This is a genomic window from Flavicella sp. IMCC45668 (genome assembly GCF_057219105.1).
In genome coordinates this window covers 1,217,809-1,234,916 of record NZ_CM170114.1, presented here as the reverse complement: position 1 = coordinate 1,234,916, position 17,108 = coordinate 1,217,809, and the positions used below count along the sequence as shown (strand labels likewise).

Here is a 17,108-nt window from a genome sequence, read left to right as displayed (position 1 = left end):
TAAGTAGGCTCTGGTCTTTAAAATAGAAAAAATAAAGGATAAACATACTATGAAGGAATCAAACGATAATAAAAGTACATTCATACCAATATGTATAATAGCGGGACTATTTGCCATATTTGGTTTTGTAACATGGATTAATGGAACTTTAATTCCATTTATGAAAACTATAAATGAGTTAACTGAGGCTCAGTCATATTTAGTGGTTTCCGCATCATACATATCTTTTGTAGTGATGGCATTACCAGCATCTTATCTTCTAAATAAAATAGGCTATAAAAAAGGGATGTCAGTTGGTTTGATTATTATGGCCTTAGGAGCTTTGATTTTTATCCCTGCAGCGGGCTCCCGGACCTATTGGTTGTTCTTGTTGGCAATATTTATACAAGGAGCAGGAATGACTATTTTACAAACAGCAGCGAATCCTTATATCACTATTTTAGGCCCCTTAGAGAGCGGAGCGAAGAGGATTGCAATGATGGGGATTTCTAACAAAGCAGCTGGAGTAATTGCTAATATTGTGTTTGGTTCTTTGTTATTATCCGGAATTGATGAGGTTCAAGAAAAGTTACTCACAGTTTCCAATTCAGAAAAAGATATTTTATTAGACTCTATGTCTGGAGCTGTGGTTGTGCCCTATATAATCATGGCAATTGTGTTGTTTTGTTGTGGAGTTTTAATTCGTAAAGCTCCCTTGCCGAATGTAGAAGTGAGTGGGGATAATAAAAATGAAGATGTTGCTTCTGATAAAACAAGTATTTTTCAGTTTCCACATATGTGGTTGGGGGTATTGTCACTTTTTGTGTATGTTGGTGCTGAAGTTATGGCCGGTGATTCTATTATTGCCTATGGATTATCTCTTGGTTTTCCGGCAGAATACGCAAAATATTTTACACCGTTTACCTTATTAGCAATGATTTCTATGTATGGATTGGGAATTGTGTTGATCCCGAAATATTTAAAACAAGAGACAGCTTTAAAAATAAGTGCAATTTTAGGTATTCTTTTTAGTTTTGGAATAGTAACAACCAAAGGGTTTACCTCCGTTTTATTTGTTGCAGCTTTGGGGGTAGCAAATGCTTTAGTTTGGCCTGCAATTTGGCCTTTGACATTAAAAGGATTAGGGAAATATACGAAAACAGCATCTGCCTTGTTGGTTATGGCTATTGCGGGAGGAGCGGTGATACCACCTTTATATGGAAGATTGGTTGATGCTGGTAAACAAGAATTGATTGTAAATGGGATAGCAGAAGAACTAGCAACGGCACAAGCATCCACTGAAAGTTATTGGATTTTAATTCCTTGCTATTGCCTTATTTTGTGTTTTTCAACATTTGGCCACAAGTTAAAATCATGGAGACCGAATCTCTAAAAAGAAAAAAATAAATTATTAAAATGATTAGAATATGATGAAAAGTATCACAGACAATGCGACGGGTTTCGAAAAAAGATTCGAAAATATAGGAACTGTAGTTTTTGAGGATTCCAACAGTGCTTCAAAGGCTGTTGCTAGGGAGATTTCTAATTTGATTTTGGAAAAACAACAAGAAAATAAACAATGTATTCTGGGGTTGGCAACTGGTTCTAGTCCAAAAGGTTTGTACGCAGAATTGGTGCGTTTACATAAAGAGGAAGGCTTGAGTTTTGAAAATGTGGTTAGTTTTAATTTAGATGAATATTATCCAATGGAACCAGATTCGGTTCATAGTTATGTTCGTTTCATGAAAGAACTTCTTTTTGATCATATTGATATAAAACCAGAAAATTGTTTTGTTCCTGATGGAACTTTAAGTAAACAAGAAATCTCGATCTATTGTAAAGAATATGAAGAGAAAATTGATGCTTTAGGAGGAATAGATCTTCAAATATTAGGTATTGGAGGTAACGGGCATGTGGGTTTTAATGAGTCTGGTGCCTTGCAAAACTCTAAAACCAGGTTGGTCGCTCTAGATCATATGACAAGAGTAGCAGCAAGTGCAGAGTTTCTTGGACTTTCTAATACTCCAAGAACAGCAATTACATTAGGTGTTAAAAAAATTATGGAAGCTAAAAGAGTGATACTTTTAGCATGGGGTGAGTTAAAATCCAATGTGATTAAGGCTGCAGTTGAAGGAGAGGTTACCAGTAAAATTCCAGCCTCATATTTGCAAGAACATAATAATGCCACTTTTGTTTTGGATAAAGAGGCGTCATCAAAACTGATTAGAATCAGAAAACCATGGTTGGTAGAACAAGTGGATTGGAGTGAGACTATGATACGCAAGGCTGTGATTGGTCTTGCTATGGATTTAAAAAAGCCTATACTCATGCTTACAGATGATGACTATATAGAAAATGGTATGAGCGACTTGTTAGCATCAGAAGGCGAGGCTTATGATATTAATATTAAGGTTTTTAATAAATTACAAAATACCATAACGGGTTGGCCAGGAGGAAAAGCGAATGCTGATGATTCTCATAGACCCGAAAGAGCACAGCCAGAAAAGAAAAGAGTTTTAATTTTTAGTCCGCACCCTGATGATGATATTATAAGTATGGGAGGAACTTTTAAAAGGTTACAAGAGCAAGGTCATGAAGTTCATGTAGCTTACCAAACCTCTGGAAATATTGCAGTGGCGGATGATGAAGCTCTTCGATTTGCAAATTTTGTCACAGACTATAATTCACATTTTGAAATTAATAGTCCAAAAGCAACTGATATTTTTGAGGAAGCAAAAAGCTTTTTGGAACATAAAAAATCGAGTGATATTGATAGTTCTGCAGTTCGTCATATCAAAGGATTGATTCGAAAAGGCGAGGCAAGAGCAACAAGCTATTTTGTAGGATTGCAAGATGAACATATTCATTTTATGAATTTACCGTTTTATGAAACAGGTACCATAGAAAAAAATCCAGTGGGGCCAAAAGATATTCAATTGACAATGGATTTGATTGAAGAAATAAAACCACACCAAATTTATGCAGCGGGAGATTTAGCAGATCCACATGGAACACATAAGGTTTGTTTGGATGCAATTTTTGAAGCTGTTAAAAATTTGAAAGGAAAAGAATTTATGAAGGATTGCTGGGTTTGGTTGTATAGAGGAGCCTGGCAAGAATGGGGAATTGACGAGATAGAAATGGCTGTTCCAATGGGACCAGATCAAGTATTGGAAAAACGATATGGAATATTTAAGCATCAATCTCAAAAAGATGGTGTTGTTTTTCAAGGAAGTGATAGTAGAGAGTTTTGGCAGCGTGCTGAAGATAGAAATAAAGAAACAGCGGACCTATATAGTTTATTAGGTCTGGCAAGATATGCTGCCATGGAAGCTTTTGTTCGATGGCACTATTAAGTAGTTTAGTGTTTTAAATTGGAAAGCCATTACAAATTTATGTAATGGCTTTTTTATTTATCGTGTAAATGCTTCACCTATTCTAAAATATATTCCCCAGTCATCTTTACCGGCAGCAACATCCATCCCAACGGTAATTCTTGATTTTGGAATGGCCATAAAACGAACACCGGCACCGATTGCAGGAAGGGTATTGTTTAGGCTAATTTCATTCGGGTTGTTAATGGCAGTAGCAACACCACCAAAAGCAACGTAACCCCACTTTTCTGTGAAACAATGTCTATATTCCGTTTGAACATCATACACTTGATTTGCTCTATATTTTCCGTTAGAATATCCTCTTAAATCATCTCTTCCTACTACATTTTGGCCCGCAAAAGGAACATCACCAATTGCAGCTTGTCCATAGGCTCTTACTAATAAGGTATTTCGTTTTCCTTGTTTGAAATATTTATTGTATTCAATAGTGACATTTGTGTAGTTAGAAGTACTACCTAGACTCTTTAGAAAACTTGTGGTATTGAATTTACCGTTAAATCCATCCAAAGGTTGCATTTGGTTGTCTCTTTTGTCAAATTCAGAAGAAATACCAAAACCGAATAAATCTTGCGTGTCTTCTGGTTGGCTTGTGGTATCAAAGGTTTTGAAAATGGAAAAAATTGTTACCGGTGTAAGTAATAATGGTATCATGAAAGGTTTTTCATTTTCAGGTTATGAATTGACTTATGTCATTTAGCTTGAGAGTTTAGAAAAACCTTAAAATTGATTTTAATGCATTATTAAGCCTTTATTAACGATGGAAGTTACTTTTGAAAAGTATTGTTAGTGAATAGAGGACTATGATATTAAAAATAATTAAAAGGAATATTCTGTATTGACTCCGAGACTTGTTTTATGTTGCCTTAAACGATTTAAAACAGGTGTGGATAAAACTTTGTTATGGAATCTAACAATAGGGCGTTCCTAATTTAGAAAAAAAAAACTGTAGAGGGAATATAATTAAAAAAGCGGATCATACCGTAGTTGTTTATTACAAACCCCATAAACAATGCAGAATTTTAGAATATCAATGCCCATGATAGTGTCTGACGAATTGGATGTAGATTAGGATTATATAATGTTAGAGGCAGTTGGATAGGATATTGAAGAATTTAATAGAGATGTGAAGAATTGGAAACGGTACATTCAAAGAAAATGGATAAAATTAGGGAGACGCGAGCAATGAAAAGACTTATCTTGATACATGAAGGTTATACGGTGATATACTTTACAAGATAGTTTGGAAGCTGAAAAAAGATAAGAATTTCATGTTTTAGGAATTAGTATCTCATATGGAGTCTTAGTAGAAACAATTTTGAGACGTTAGTAAGCTTAAAGAGAATCCCCCTAAAAATGAAAATTATGTTACACTAATTGGTAAATCAATACCAAATGTAGATTCCAAGGATACTGCGAACAGAAAACGGCAAAATAGTGAACTGTATGGTAAAGGAGGAATTTCTTTGGTGAAAAATTAATAAAAATTATATGGAAAGAAGACAATTTATTAGAAACAGTTTGCTGTTCTCTGCTTCTACATTTTTGATACCAACAATAGGTTGTTCAATACAAAATGATAAGGAAGAACGATTTAAGATGTTGGGGAGCTTACAGTTATCAGATTTTGATGATGAGCAGGATGAGGCTCCAATGTTATTTCAGAACAGAAAGAATACCTATTTGACCACTTTGAGAAGACTTGAGTATCCATCTGATAAAGAAGTGATTACTCTTTTTAAAAAAGAAGGTGACAATTGGGTAGAGCAAAGTCCAATTACGGCAAAACCGGGGTCTTATGAATGTCATTATGTCGATTGTCATTTAGATGGGAATCCAGCAGTAGCTTGGTCTGAAGTCATAAATCACCAATGGGTCATTTATGTAACTGTTCAAAAAGATGGAGTATTCTCGTCACCAATAGCCGTTAGCGATTCTAAAAAGAAATCCATAAATCCAGTTTTGAAAGCCTTGGCTAAAAATGTTTATTTATTGGCATGGGAATGTTTCGAAGAAGGAAAATTTTCAATATACCTATCAAAATATGATAAAGGTTCTTGGTCAAGTCCGGTTAGAGTATCGGATAAATCTGATAACTGCTTCAACCCTTCATTAGAACAAGATGATTATGGAAACATATATATGGCCTATGATACAAACGAAGGACCCCACAGAAATATTCAAATGAAAATTTTGAATTCAGAATTTGTTGAACAAAGTACGGTGCCTATAGCTATTGGAGGTGGTTTTAAAGATCGTGTTAACATCAATGTGAAACCTAATATTTGTTTTGATAATACAGGCAAACTTTGGATTTCTTGGGAAAACAACCGTTTCGCACACAGGCTTGAGGATAGTGACAACTATACCGGGGATAGATGTTGTGCGATGGTTTGTTATAGTGATGGAGTACTTTATGAAGAGAAAGTTAATGGGAGATGGCTGTTCAAAGGGAAAAATGATCATTGGCCAACGTTTCAAAAAGATTTGAAAGGACAGCTGTATATACTTTCACACTGTGGAGGCGATTTTGAAGGCAGCCCACATTGGAAGTTTAGAATTTCATATTTAGATCCAGCAAAAGGTTGGTCAAGTCCACAAACGATTATCCAAACCAAACAAAAAGGTGAATCTATAAGGCCAACAATTTCCTTTGATTCAAAGAATAATTCTTTTTGGTTGGCGTGGAAAAGTGAAAATTTTAAAGATAGAGACTATGATAATACAGATAAAGATAATCATAGAAAAGATTCTATTAGGCGAGGTATGTTAGAAATAAACCAATTTGCCGCTCCAATATTCAAGGATCAAAACTCTGAAATAACTTTGATACCCACCATCGTTGAAGAACATCATACTGTTGATGGGTTTAAACCAGTGTTAAGTGGTCGACCAAAATCAAAACGTTCGAAGATAACCTATAAAGGAGAAACATATACTTTGCTTTTAGGGAATTTACACGAACATTCTGAAATTTCTAGTTGCTGGCCAGCGGGAACAGATGGTACTTTACATGATGATTACAGGTATGGTTTGTACTCTGAAGGATATGATTTTATGGGGATTACAGATCATGCTTACTCTCAAACAGAAGTGTATTGGAGAAAGCATTTAAGATTAGCAGATTTTTATAATGATTATTCAAATTTTGTGGCTTTTCCATCTGTAGAGTTTACCTTATCTAATAGGAGAACTTTTGAAATAAAACGAGGAGCAGGGCATAGAAATGTAATATTCACAACAACTGACGATGCGAAAAAATATATTCGTGATAAGGATCAGGTGTATTCTGTTAAAAGTCCAAAGACTCGTGATGCAGAAGGATTATGGAAATTTATTCGAGAAAACGATATCGATTGTATATCTATTCCTCATCACCCTGCAGACGATGTTCATTCTTGTTGCTGGGAAACAAGAGATGCTGAGATTGAACCGGTGGTTGAAATATTTCAATGTCGTGGAAATGCCGAATATAGAGGTGCCCCAAGAATGATAAATATTGATAGACATAAACCATCAGAAAATGATAAAGGTTTTATAGATTATGCCCTTAGGGAAAAGGGACATAAACTAGGTTTTATAGCTAGTGGAGATCATAATAGTATAGGAGTTGGTCTTGCTTGTGTCTGGGTCAAAGAAATAAGCAGAAAGGGTATCATGGAGGCTTTTAGAAATAGAAGGGTTTTTGCAACTACTGGAGATCAAATGGAAGTTGACTTTAGAGTTAATAATGCGATACAAGGACAAACTACGAAACGGAAAACACCAAACTTGTTTTTTAGCATAAAAGCCGTTGATGATATTAAATCTATTGAAATACTCAGAAATAGTAATGTCATACATTCAATTACTCCTGAGAAAGAAAGTTATTCCTATACTGGAAATTTTGTAGATGGACATTCTGTAAATAAAAGAGGTGTTTTATATTATTACATAAGGATTACTCAAAAAAACAATCATATTGCATGGTCAAGTCCTATATGGATGGAAAGTTAAAATCAAATTTAAATAAACGTTAGAAATTAAAGAAATTTATGACAAAATTATTTTCACTTAAAGGAAAAGTTCAAAATTACGCCTGGGGAGGCTTCCAGTATATTCCTAATTTGCTAGGCGAGGAATCTACAGAAGAAAAGTGTGCAGAGTACTGGTTAGGCGCACACGATAATGCGCCATCTACAGTGATAGACGTAAATGGGGTCAAAGAAGGATTAAACTCATTTTTGAGGGAAGATTTAGAAAGGAAACTTGGAAGTGTTATTTCAAAGAAGTTTGGAAGATTGCCCTTTTTGTTTAAGGTGTTGGATGTGGCGGACATGTTGTCAATACAGGTACATCCAAGTAAAAAGGAGGCTGAAAAAGGCTTTAAGTTAGAGAATGAAAAAGGAATACCTTTAGATGCTTTCAATAGAAATTATAAAGACGATAACCATAAACCAGAAATTATGGTAGCTCTAAGTGAGTTTTGGCTGTTGCATGGGTTTTTACCTAAGGATAAATTGTCAAAACTACTGGATGTCATTCCAGAGTTTAATGTATTTCGTTCTATTTTCGATTCTGAAGGTTACTATGGGCTTTATAAAACGGTAATGGAACAAAGTCAAGAGGAGGTGAATAAAACATTAATGCCACTTGTCAATAGAATATATCCTTTATACAAAGAAGGAAAACTCGATAAATCAAGTCCTGATTATTGGGCTGCAAAAGCTGTAGATTTAGCAACTGATTCTTCTGTTTTTGATAGAGGAATATACTCTATCTATTTTTTTAATATAGTAAAAGTGAATCCAGGGGAAGCCGTATTTCAAGATGCTGGTATACCACATGCATACCTTGAAGGTCAGAACATGGAGTTGATGGCGAATTCAGATAACGTTTTAAGAGGAGGTTTAACTCCTAAGCATATAGATGTTTCCGAATTACTTAAACATGTAACATTTGAAGAAACAATTCCGAATATATTGAAAGGAGAACTCCAGTCAGATGGTCTAGAACGAATTTATAAAAGTCCAGCACCCGATTTTGAATTAAGTCAAATAACTTTGAAAAATAATGAAACTTATATTGGAAGAAGCAAAACTGTTGAAATTTTGATTGTAATGAATGGGAGTGTTTCAATAACAGAAGGCGAGACACACTTAGAACTAAAAAAAGGAGAGGTTGCTACATTGACAGCAAGCAGTAATTATGAAATAAATACTTCAAGAAATACAGTTTTGTACAAAGCAACTGCTCCTTAATTAAGGTTTTGGGTTAAGCAATGTTACTAACTAAATATTACTAATCATTAAAGAAATAATGTTAATCACTTTGATGCCTTATTTAAAATCCAAGAATTTGTAATAAATCAAATCTTGGATTTTTTTATGCTTTATTAATACCTAAATTAAACTCTAAATTAATTTTAGAAGTGAAACGTTTGTGAATCCCTATTTTTGAAAAAATGCACTGAAAAATAAAAAGGTTACTAAAGAAGTTTCACTCAATAAAGTGTTTCTCAGCAACCTTTTTCTCTTAAGGGTAGTTGTAATTATTTAGAAAGATCACTTTTTATGAAACTTATTAGTGGGCTTTCGGATAAGTATGATTTTATTATTACAATGTCATTTGAGGTTTAGCTCCTTTTTTACTTTCCCAATGGTATCCACCATTTTTATCAAAAATTAGTTTAAGTGTTTTCTTTGATGTTGCAGGTTTCCTGAATTTAGTTGGAACTGCTTTTTTCATTTCATTAATAATCGGTTGATACTGATCTTCTTTTATCAGGTTATTCCATTCATTGTAATCTTTTTTTATGTCATAAAATTCCTCGCCACCCTCTTTGTAATAAATATATCTATATTGGCTGTTTACAACAGAATAACTTCCTCTTTCATGATATGGAATAAACAAATCTCTATCAGGCTGTTTGTTCTTTGTTATTTCTGGCACTAAAGATTTACCATCTAGATTCGGTTGATTCGGTAGGTTACAAAGATCAATCAGCGTTGGGTAAATATCAATAAGACCAGCTGTTGTTGTTACTTTTTTGTTTTTAGGAAGGTTTGCACCAGATATAAAGAATGGAACGCGAGAAGTTTCGCTCCACAAAGTATGTTTACCCCAATTACCTTTTTCTCCTAAGTGGTAACCCTGATCACTCCAGAATACAACTATTGTGTTGTCTTTATACGAGCTTTCTTCTAATGCATCTAATACCTCACCTAACAGACTGTCAGCATAACTTACAGCGGCTAGGTACGCTCTTACTGCTTCTTTAACAGCACCTATGCTTTCTAAAGTTTGTTGAATTTTACTTCTGTTTATCATTTGATTTCTCATCGGGTTAGGTATGTCCTCTAGATCGTCTTTAGGTAAAATAGGTATCTCAATTTTATCCAAGTCATACATGTCAAAAAACTTCTGAGGAGCATAATTTGGAAAATGAGGGGTGTAAAGACCCATTGCCATGAAAAAAGGCTTGTCATGTTTTTGTTTTAAGAGCCCACATATCCATTTGGTACGTTGGACGCCCATCATTTTATGACTATCTTCATTGGGAATTGGTCCCCATTCCAAAAAGGCGCCTCCATTTATTTTTTTTCCGGTTTTTCTGTAATAAGGGCTATAAGGATATGGATCAGGATATGGTAAGTCGTCACCAAAATATCCAGTCTCATAACCTACAGATCTTACTTGTTCATTTCGAGCGTAAAATTCGTCCCAACCATCTAGATCAACAAAACCTGCTCTGTGGTGAAATAATTTTCCGGTTCCAAAGGTATTATAACCTCCTTTTTTAAAAGCTTCGTGCATTGGTATTAAATCAGGATAATCATAGAAATATACCTCATCTCTGTAGCATCCAGTTGTACTAGATTGCATACCTGTCCAAATAGCTGTTCTTGATGGAGCGCAATATGAGTTTGGAGCATGAGCGTTCGTAAAAATTATTCCTTGGTCGGCTAATCTATCCATATTTGGTGTAATAGCTTGATGGTGACCTAAAGGATTTATAAAATCATTCATGTCGTCCACTGAAAAAAAGATGATATTGGGGTGTTCAATTGTTTTTTTTGCATTTACTATGGAAAAAGAACAACAAAATATTGCTGTAATATAAATCGAATAAAAGTTTATAAATTTAATTTTCATGTGTTTAATTAGTTTTGTTTTTTAAAGTTAATCATACGATAGATCTGTTAATGGATTTTTTTTAATCCAACTGCATTGAAATAAAAACTTTTTTTTATCCGATTATTTTTTATGGAATTTAAAGACTCTCTTTTTCCCATTATGATCGAATACACTCAGAATATAAATTCCTGAAGACAAGTTATCTGTTTCTAATATTTGGGAGTAGTTGTTTAGAATATGAATATTTTGCTCGGATTGTTTAACACCAAATAGATTATGAACATAGAATTTATACTTTCCATCGGTTAAACCATTTATTTTAATAGTATTATTACTATAAGATAGAAATACCTCATTTTGTTTATCTATAGGCATCGTATTTAAATTTTCTCTCAATACGTCCCAGTTTATTTGGGGCCAAGCAGCATTACACCAATTGATAACACGAGTCATAATATCACCATTTACACCTATTTCATAGAATTTAGGAATTAAATAATAAAACTGATCTACCCATAAACCAACGGCATTCGTACTAAAAATGTCATCCCCCTTTAAAATTTCAGATTCCAATATGTTTTTAGGTTCTAATTTGTTACTCGCATCACCATCTTCTGTGTAGCGCTCCCAATAAATATCACCATTCATCTCATATAATCGATTCAGACCTTCATTGTAGAAATTTCCATCTGTATCTGCATCACCATCTTCCACTTCAGTTAAAAACTGCATTAAAAGAGAGTTTGTTATACCTGTACGCAAACCTGGAGAAATCTCATTCAAGAATTCAGGAAATTCACCTTCATCAAATCCCTCAAAATTCCTCCTAAAAGTCATACCGTTAAACATCCAAGGTCCCATTACTCGAATCCTAAAGCCTCTACTTGTATTTGGACCTCCAGCATCAGACCATGTTTTTGTTCTATATGATGTATTTATTGCTTGATAATAGCGCAACGGTTCATGGATTCCGGATAAACTACTAGCTTTTAAGATAAACATACCTTGATAGTTGTAATCTACAGGACTGTTTTGTAACATCATTCCTTCACCACCATTAACAATGGATTGCAAATGATACCAATTTGTAGTTTCAAAGGCTCCTGTTGAACTTGATTGACCTTTAAAATTTAGACTATTCCCGTCAGCACCTTCCGTGTCTACAGAGGCTTGAAAATGTGGTGGCACTTCGAAAACCTGATAGTCGTCTCCAAACCATTGTCTATCTTGCGGATGGTCTTGTTCATCAAATTCAGTGAACCAATGCGCTTTATCTTGAAAATTAAACTCGTTCATAATTTCAAAAAATTGAACAGCCATTAATCTTGCTAAACTTGTACCAGCTAGTTCTCTAGGAATGTCATCTGCTAATTTTGAAGTAGCTGTTCCATCATGTGATCGCCAATGCTGATTTCTGCTACCTCCATCTGAAAGAAAGAAACGGTATTCTCTATGAAAATCTGAATTTGCCTTCATTAATTCATCAGCATCTTCAGAAGATATGTTTTGTAATTGATAGGTGTCAATATGATCAAGAATAAATTGTCTAAAATCGAGATAACCTTGTTTTGGATTTGCATTTTCTCCAGGAGAATTCCAATAGTCATCTTTGGTATAAGCATCCATTGGATGTACAATTGGTAACCAATGTTTCCAATCAGGAAATTGTATTGCAACTGGCATTTCGGTTCTGTCACTTGTAGCATCAGAATCGAACACCTTATACAACTCGTCTTGTGACACACCATTGGGAAAAAGATAAGGAAGCATGTCGGCATCCTTCTCTAGAACTGCGTCTAAACCAGCTCCAGCAGACCATTGTTCAATGGGTTTTCCAGAAAGCTGGGGGCCTGGTTGGTAGGGCGGGTTCCATGGTCTACCATATCGTCCTATATTACCCGTAGTTGGACTATCTCCTGATAAGGATCTAATGTAAGAAGCTATTAGTTTTCCTTCTTCTTCGGTGAGATTGTGAAATTTGGATCGTTCAATAATAGATAAGTTAGAATATGAAAATATTTCGAGGTCTCTACCATCGTGTGTATGGCAACTTGTACATTTGGCTTTAATGGGTTGACCGCTGCTTAGGTTAGTATAACCATACCAAAAACCTTTTCGATCAATAGGCAAATAATTGTTTAATAATGGATCTCCTTCAATCTCAGGACTTCCATTTCTCCCATAATACCAAAGGTTTTTACCTTCTTCAACTTTGCTCGCTATGTCTGCTGGTTCACTTCCATCAGCATAATATGGAGAATTCCAATTATTTGGGTCATCTTCAACATAGAAACTTGTTTCATAGTCTTTAACTGTTTTACCAGGTAATACATAATATTCGCTGTTTTTTAAAATTCTTTCTGAATTATCATCTAATAAATCAAGATCGATAATTCTGTATCCGTTTGAAATACCATCAGAATTGTTAAATCTAAAAGTAATCGTATTTACTCCTCTTATAAAGCCTGTAACTGATACAGTAAAACGGATGGTATTATGTCCTCCATTGGTCATTCCACCGCGTTCTTTTTCCGGGCTATATATATTACAAGTACTATGGTTTAAAGAAATCCAATCTCCTTCATTAACCTTAACAGAAGCTTTGTCTTCGTATCCCAGATTATTTGCCCTGATGTATAAATTATCTGTATCCTTAATACTGTTATTAAGTGGGTTGTTTAAGGTGAAGGATACGGATTCAGTAAAGCCTTCTGGTCCCAAAACTTCAACAGGAAGAGTTATTTGTTGAGGGAAACCAAGCCTTATAATTAAACTAGTAGCAATTAATAATATTATTTTAAATTTCATTTTAACGATTTTATTAGTTAGAGAGGTATTCGTTTTTTTAATATCATCTGAAAATACATTTTCAAATCCCAAAAAAAATAGTTCCACAAAATCATAACTACTTTTAGTTTATAATTACAGAAAGGAATGCTGTTGTTTTAGAAAATCATTTTTTTAAAACTCCCTTATTCAGGTTTGATGTATTTATTTACTTATAAAGATTCATTCAACTAAGTTAGGTGGATCCATTTTTTGTAAATTGAAATGCAATTAAATGGAAACATGAAATCAATTCTGGATAACAAAATTTGAAGGAAATAAATATTGATTTTGGTTTTTTAAACATTGTGGTTAAAAATTAATTGGTTGGTTAAACGGAATAATTAGTTTAAGATCAGCATCTTTGTTTTTTTGAGAATAAAATAGACGCATCTAACGGGGATTAAAAATAGTTAGGGCAGGTTAAAAAAAAATTAATATTAAATTAATACAAAAGTTAATTAGGGGCCTAATTGACTGTTAATTATGCTGATAATGGTTGTTTTTGATAGGAAAAAGTGAATTTTTATTTAAAAACAATGTGTGTATTATAAAAGTTCCTGTAGAGAGTGTAAGTTTTTTTATAAAAGTTTTATAATTCGGTTGGTGAGTAATAATTATTTAATAATGACCATACTTTTGGCATCTTGGTTTTTCGAGAAAGCTAGAAAACCCCACTTGCTATTTAATATATTTTAAAGTATAGTATTTTACTGGATTTTTCAGTTTTTATGGATAAATATGTCCAAAATTTTATTGTTTTCAATAAAAAAACAAGAGTGGGGGCCTTGGTGTATTCCATGAATTTTAGTAACCATTTTTTTTCAAGAATACTTTTCAAGAACCTTTTTTTTAAGGGAGGTTTTAAGTTGTTTTTTGCTGTTATCTTTCAGTTGTAGATAACATATAAATTATCATAAGTGCTCGACTCCATAAATGAATGGAAGATTCTGTATTGCAAAGTCATTATGATTCAATTGGAACGGCTTTTTATTTCACCTTTTTTTTAGTCTAAATCATTGATAGGGTGGTCATTCTAGTTTTTTTATATAGATAGAGGCTATATAGAACCTTTAAGTAGTTCTTTTTAAAAGATTGTTGTTCTATGAAAGAAAACCCAGGTCTTCTCTTAAGCTATTCATTAACTTTATTATGATTTTGCATTAAGGGTATTAATTAATTTTCTGTTTTTTAATGAGTTAGTTTACTGTTGTGGCTTGTAGGTTCTCATTTTTTATCTTTGACTTCAAAGCTAAAGTTTTTTCGATATAAAATTTTAGAAATCCATGCACAATTTATTTTGGGGACGAACATAATATTTTTCTGTATTAGGCAAATTTGGTGAGTAGAATCTGAAACCTGCCATAGGTAAACAAAATTTTCATTTTGATATGTCGTGATTTGATCAAGGTTTGCTTTTTTATTTATCGTGTAAATGCTTCACCTATTCTAAAATATATTCCCCAGTCATCTTTACCTGCAGCAACATCCATCCCAACGGTAATTCTTGATTTTGGAATGGCCATAAAACGAACACCGGCACCGATTGCAGGAAGGGTATTGTTTAGGCTAATCTCATTCGGGTTGTTAATGGCAGTAGCAACACCACCAAAAGCAACGTAACCCCATTTTTCAGCAAACCAATGTCTGTATTCTGTTTGCACATCGTATACTTGATTTGCTCTGTATTTTCCGTTAGAATATCCTCTTAAATCATCTCTTCCTACTACATTTTGGCCCGCAAAAGGAACATCACCAATTGCAGCTTGTCCATAGGCTCTTACTAATAAGGTATTTCGTTTTCCTTGTTTGAAATATTTATTGTATTCAATAGTGACATTTGTGTAGTTAGAAGTACTACCTAGACTCTTTAGAAAACTTGTGGTATTGAATTTACCGTTAAATCCATCCAAAGGTTGCATTTGGTTGTCTCTTTTGTCAAATTCAGAAGAAATACCAAAACCGAATAAATCTTGCGTGTCTTCTGGTTGGCTTGTCACATCAAAAGTTGTTTTTGAGTACGAATAAATGATATTCATACCTGCATATAATCTGTCGTATATATTTACCATAAAATCTAGATAAGCAAAATAGAAGTTGGTAGTGTAACCCACAAAAACTCCATCTTCAGGGAGTTCAGGTGGAAGTGGGGGCAAAATATTAGGAGGAATATTATCTAAAATATCGCCCCAACTTACATAAGTTTGAAAATTGATTCCTCCGGTACCAACAACTACTTTTGATCTAAGTTTGTCTTCTTTAAAATAAAATTTATTGGGTTGAATTAAAAAATACGTATTGTTTGTAGAGTAACTTCCAATAATGGTTGAAGAAGAAAGAGGAGATATAGTATCCTTTTTATTTAATTTATAAAAACCGGCTGCCATAACACCGAAAGAAGTTTTAAAACTATTATTGTAGGAGATGGTTGGTATTAGAATGGTTTTAAAGTTTTTGTCTTTATCATCTTCTATACTTGTATCTCCTTCTTTTTTACTTTGTGCCGAAAGGTTTGCAACACAAATGAAAAATATAAAACTAGCTGCTAATTGATTTAATTTCATATACTGGAATTAAAATGATTGGTTTGTGACTTTTCCTTTTAGGATTGAAGCGGAGTCCATACCTAATTTTTTTTGAATTTTAAATGCTTCTATTGAAGTGATGTCAAGTTTTTTAATTCGATTCTTTTTTACAAATACTACATCACCAGACATCGGACTTGGTGCGCCCGGAAGAAAAACGGTATAAAGTTCTTCGTCTAGTTTATCCATAAGGATTCCTAACTGCCAAGTTTCTTCAATATCAACTAAAATGATTTGATTATCGGTATTGTTTTCTATTCCAATAGCTGTTTCCGTCATTCCTTTGATCATGTTATAACCGGGAATATTTGATAAAAGAGTAGATTCTAGCCAGTTTTTAAAGTTTTTTGCAGTTTGAGTTTTTGCGATGATTCCAGCCATTAAACAAATTAAAATTAGGACAGTAAATGCCACCAATCTTGCAATTGTTACTCCGCCAATAGTATCTAACGGAAGTCCTTTTACAATAGGTTTTACTAGGAGTCTTAATATTTCAATTACTTTTCCTAAAATAAGAATAACAATAACGATTGGTACAATTAGAAAAACGCCACCTATAAGGGTTGTTTTTAAAAAGTTTAAAAAGGTTTTCATTTATTTCAGGATGGCTTTAGAAGGAGTATTATTTTTAGACCAAATAGCATATTCAATTTCAAGGTCTTTAGGACAATAAACAACTATTGGCAATTTACTATTATAGCGAATGTGTTCTGTTTTAGAACGAATGACTTTTTCCGTTTTAGAGTCTTCAGGACAAGCCATTTGAGTGCTCATGATCAATCCGTTGGTCTCAAATTGATAGTAGGAGTATCCCCAACCTTGGACTGTTTTTTTTATGAATTTACCGGCTAAATTATGTTTGTTGCAATCAACCAAATCAGTTTTACCAGCCCAAATTTCTAGATTGAAAAGTCCCTCATTTGGTTCTATGGGCAACTCAATGATATATCTTGCTAGTGTCTCGTTTGGTTTAGGGTACATACTCAGGTCGTATTCAGCAAATTTCTTTTCTGAATTAGAATTGTCTTCAACTTTTGTATTACAACTTAGAATCAAGAAAAATGAAAGCGTTAAAAATGTGATAGATAACCTCATGAGTATGCAATTTTGTGTGTAAATCAAATATACATAAAAATGTAGTCAAAGGTAATATTGAGGTATGAAATTTAGCGATCAAAGGAAGGGTTTAATTATTACAAATTAAGTATCT

The 17,108-nt window shown here is 33.6% G+C and carries 10 protein-coding genes; 4 read left to right on the top strand and 6 right to left on the bottom strand.

The genetic code is table 11. The features are described from left to right. Positions 1 to 49 precede the first annotated feature (49 nt). Both AC2DZ0_RS05590 and nagB read left to right on the top strand, forming a co-directional pair. The gene (locus tag AC2DZ0_RS05590) at positions 50 to 1,372 is read left to right on the top strand and encodes a sugar MFS transporter (RefSeq protein WP_484644219.1); all 1,323 of its coding nucleotides are present in this window, start codon (positions 50 to 52) and stop codon (positions 1,370 to 1,372) included. A gap of 34 nt (positions 1,373 to 1,406) precedes the next feature. Continuing rightward, positions 1,407 to 3,335: a glucosamine-6-phosphate deaminase gene (gene nagB / locus AC2DZ0_RS05585; protein ID WP_484644217.1), complete on the top strand. Its 1,929-nt coding sequence runs from the start codon at positions 1,407 to 1,409 to the stop codon at positions 3,333 to 3,335. Between the two features lie 57 nt (positions 3,336 to 3,392). Here nagB and AC2DZ0_RS05580 read toward each other — a convergent pair whose 3' ends face one another. Then, the gene (locus AC2DZ0_RS05580) at positions 3,393 to 4,025 is read right to left on the bottom strand and encodes a BamA/TamA family outer membrane protein (RefSeq protein ID WP_484644215.1); all 633 of its coding nucleotides are present in this window, start codon (positions 4,023 to 4,025) and stop codon (positions 3,393 to 3,395) included. Positions 4,026 to 4,862: 837 nt separating this feature from the next. Between AC2DZ0_RS05580 and AC2DZ0_RS05575 the strand changes: the two genes are divergently transcribed. Both AC2DZ0_RS05575 and manA read left to right on the top strand, forming a co-directional pair. After that, positions 4,863 to 7,367: a DUF3604 domain-containing protein gene (locus tag AC2DZ0_RS05575; protein ID WP_484644213.1), complete on the top strand. Its 2,505-nt coding sequence runs from the start codon at positions 4,863 to 4,865 to the stop codon at positions 7,365 to 7,367. A 38-nt stretch (positions 7,368 to 7,405) separates the two neighbouring features. Beyond that, positions 7,406 to 8,611 carry a mannose-6-phosphate isomerase, class I gene (manA, locus tag AC2DZ0_RS05570; protein WP_484644211.1) on the top strand — a complete coding sequence of 402 codons (1,206 nt, stop codon included), beginning with the start codon at positions 7,406 to 7,408 and terminating at the stop codon, positions 8,609 to 8,611. Between the two features lie 355 nt (positions 8,612 to 8,966). Here the strand turns inward: manA and AC2DZ0_RS05565 are convergent, their stop codons facing one another. From AC2DZ0_RS05565 to AC2DZ0_RS05545, 5 genes are all read right to left on the bottom strand, one after another. Further along, a complete protein-coding gene (locus AC2DZ0_RS05565) occupies positions 8,967 to 10,505 on the bottom strand; it encodes a sulfatase (protein ID WP_484644209.1) in 1,539 nt (512 codons plus the stop codon). Positions 10,506 to 10,607: 102 nt separating this feature from the next. Continuing rightward, the gene (locus tag AC2DZ0_RS05560) at positions 10,608 to 13,295 is read right to left on the bottom strand and encodes a T9SS type A sorting domain-containing protein (protein ID WP_484644207.1); all 2,688 of its coding nucleotides are present in this window, start codon (positions 13,293 to 13,295) and stop codon (positions 10,608 to 10,610) included. 1,442 nt (positions 13,296 to 14,737) lie between these two features. After that, positions 14,738 to 15,877 carry a BamA/TamA family outer membrane protein gene (locus tag AC2DZ0_RS05555; RefSeq protein WP_484644205.1) on the bottom strand — a complete coding sequence of 380 codons (1,140 nt, stop codon included), beginning with the start codon at positions 15,875 to 15,877 and terminating at the stop codon, positions 14,738 to 14,740. 9 nt (positions 15,878 to 15,886) lie between these two features. Next, positions 15,887 to 16,492 carry a DUF502 domain-containing protein gene (locus AC2DZ0_RS05550; RefSeq protein WP_484644203.1) on the bottom strand — a complete coding sequence of 202 codons (606 nt, stop codon included), beginning with the start codon at positions 16,490 to 16,492 and terminating at the stop codon, positions 15,887 to 15,889. Further along, entirely contained in the window at positions 16,493 to 16,993 is a 501-nt protein-coding gene (locus AC2DZ0_RS05545) for an ecotin family protein (protein WP_484644201.1), read from the bottom strand. Positions 16,994 to 17,108 lie beyond the last annotated feature (115 nt).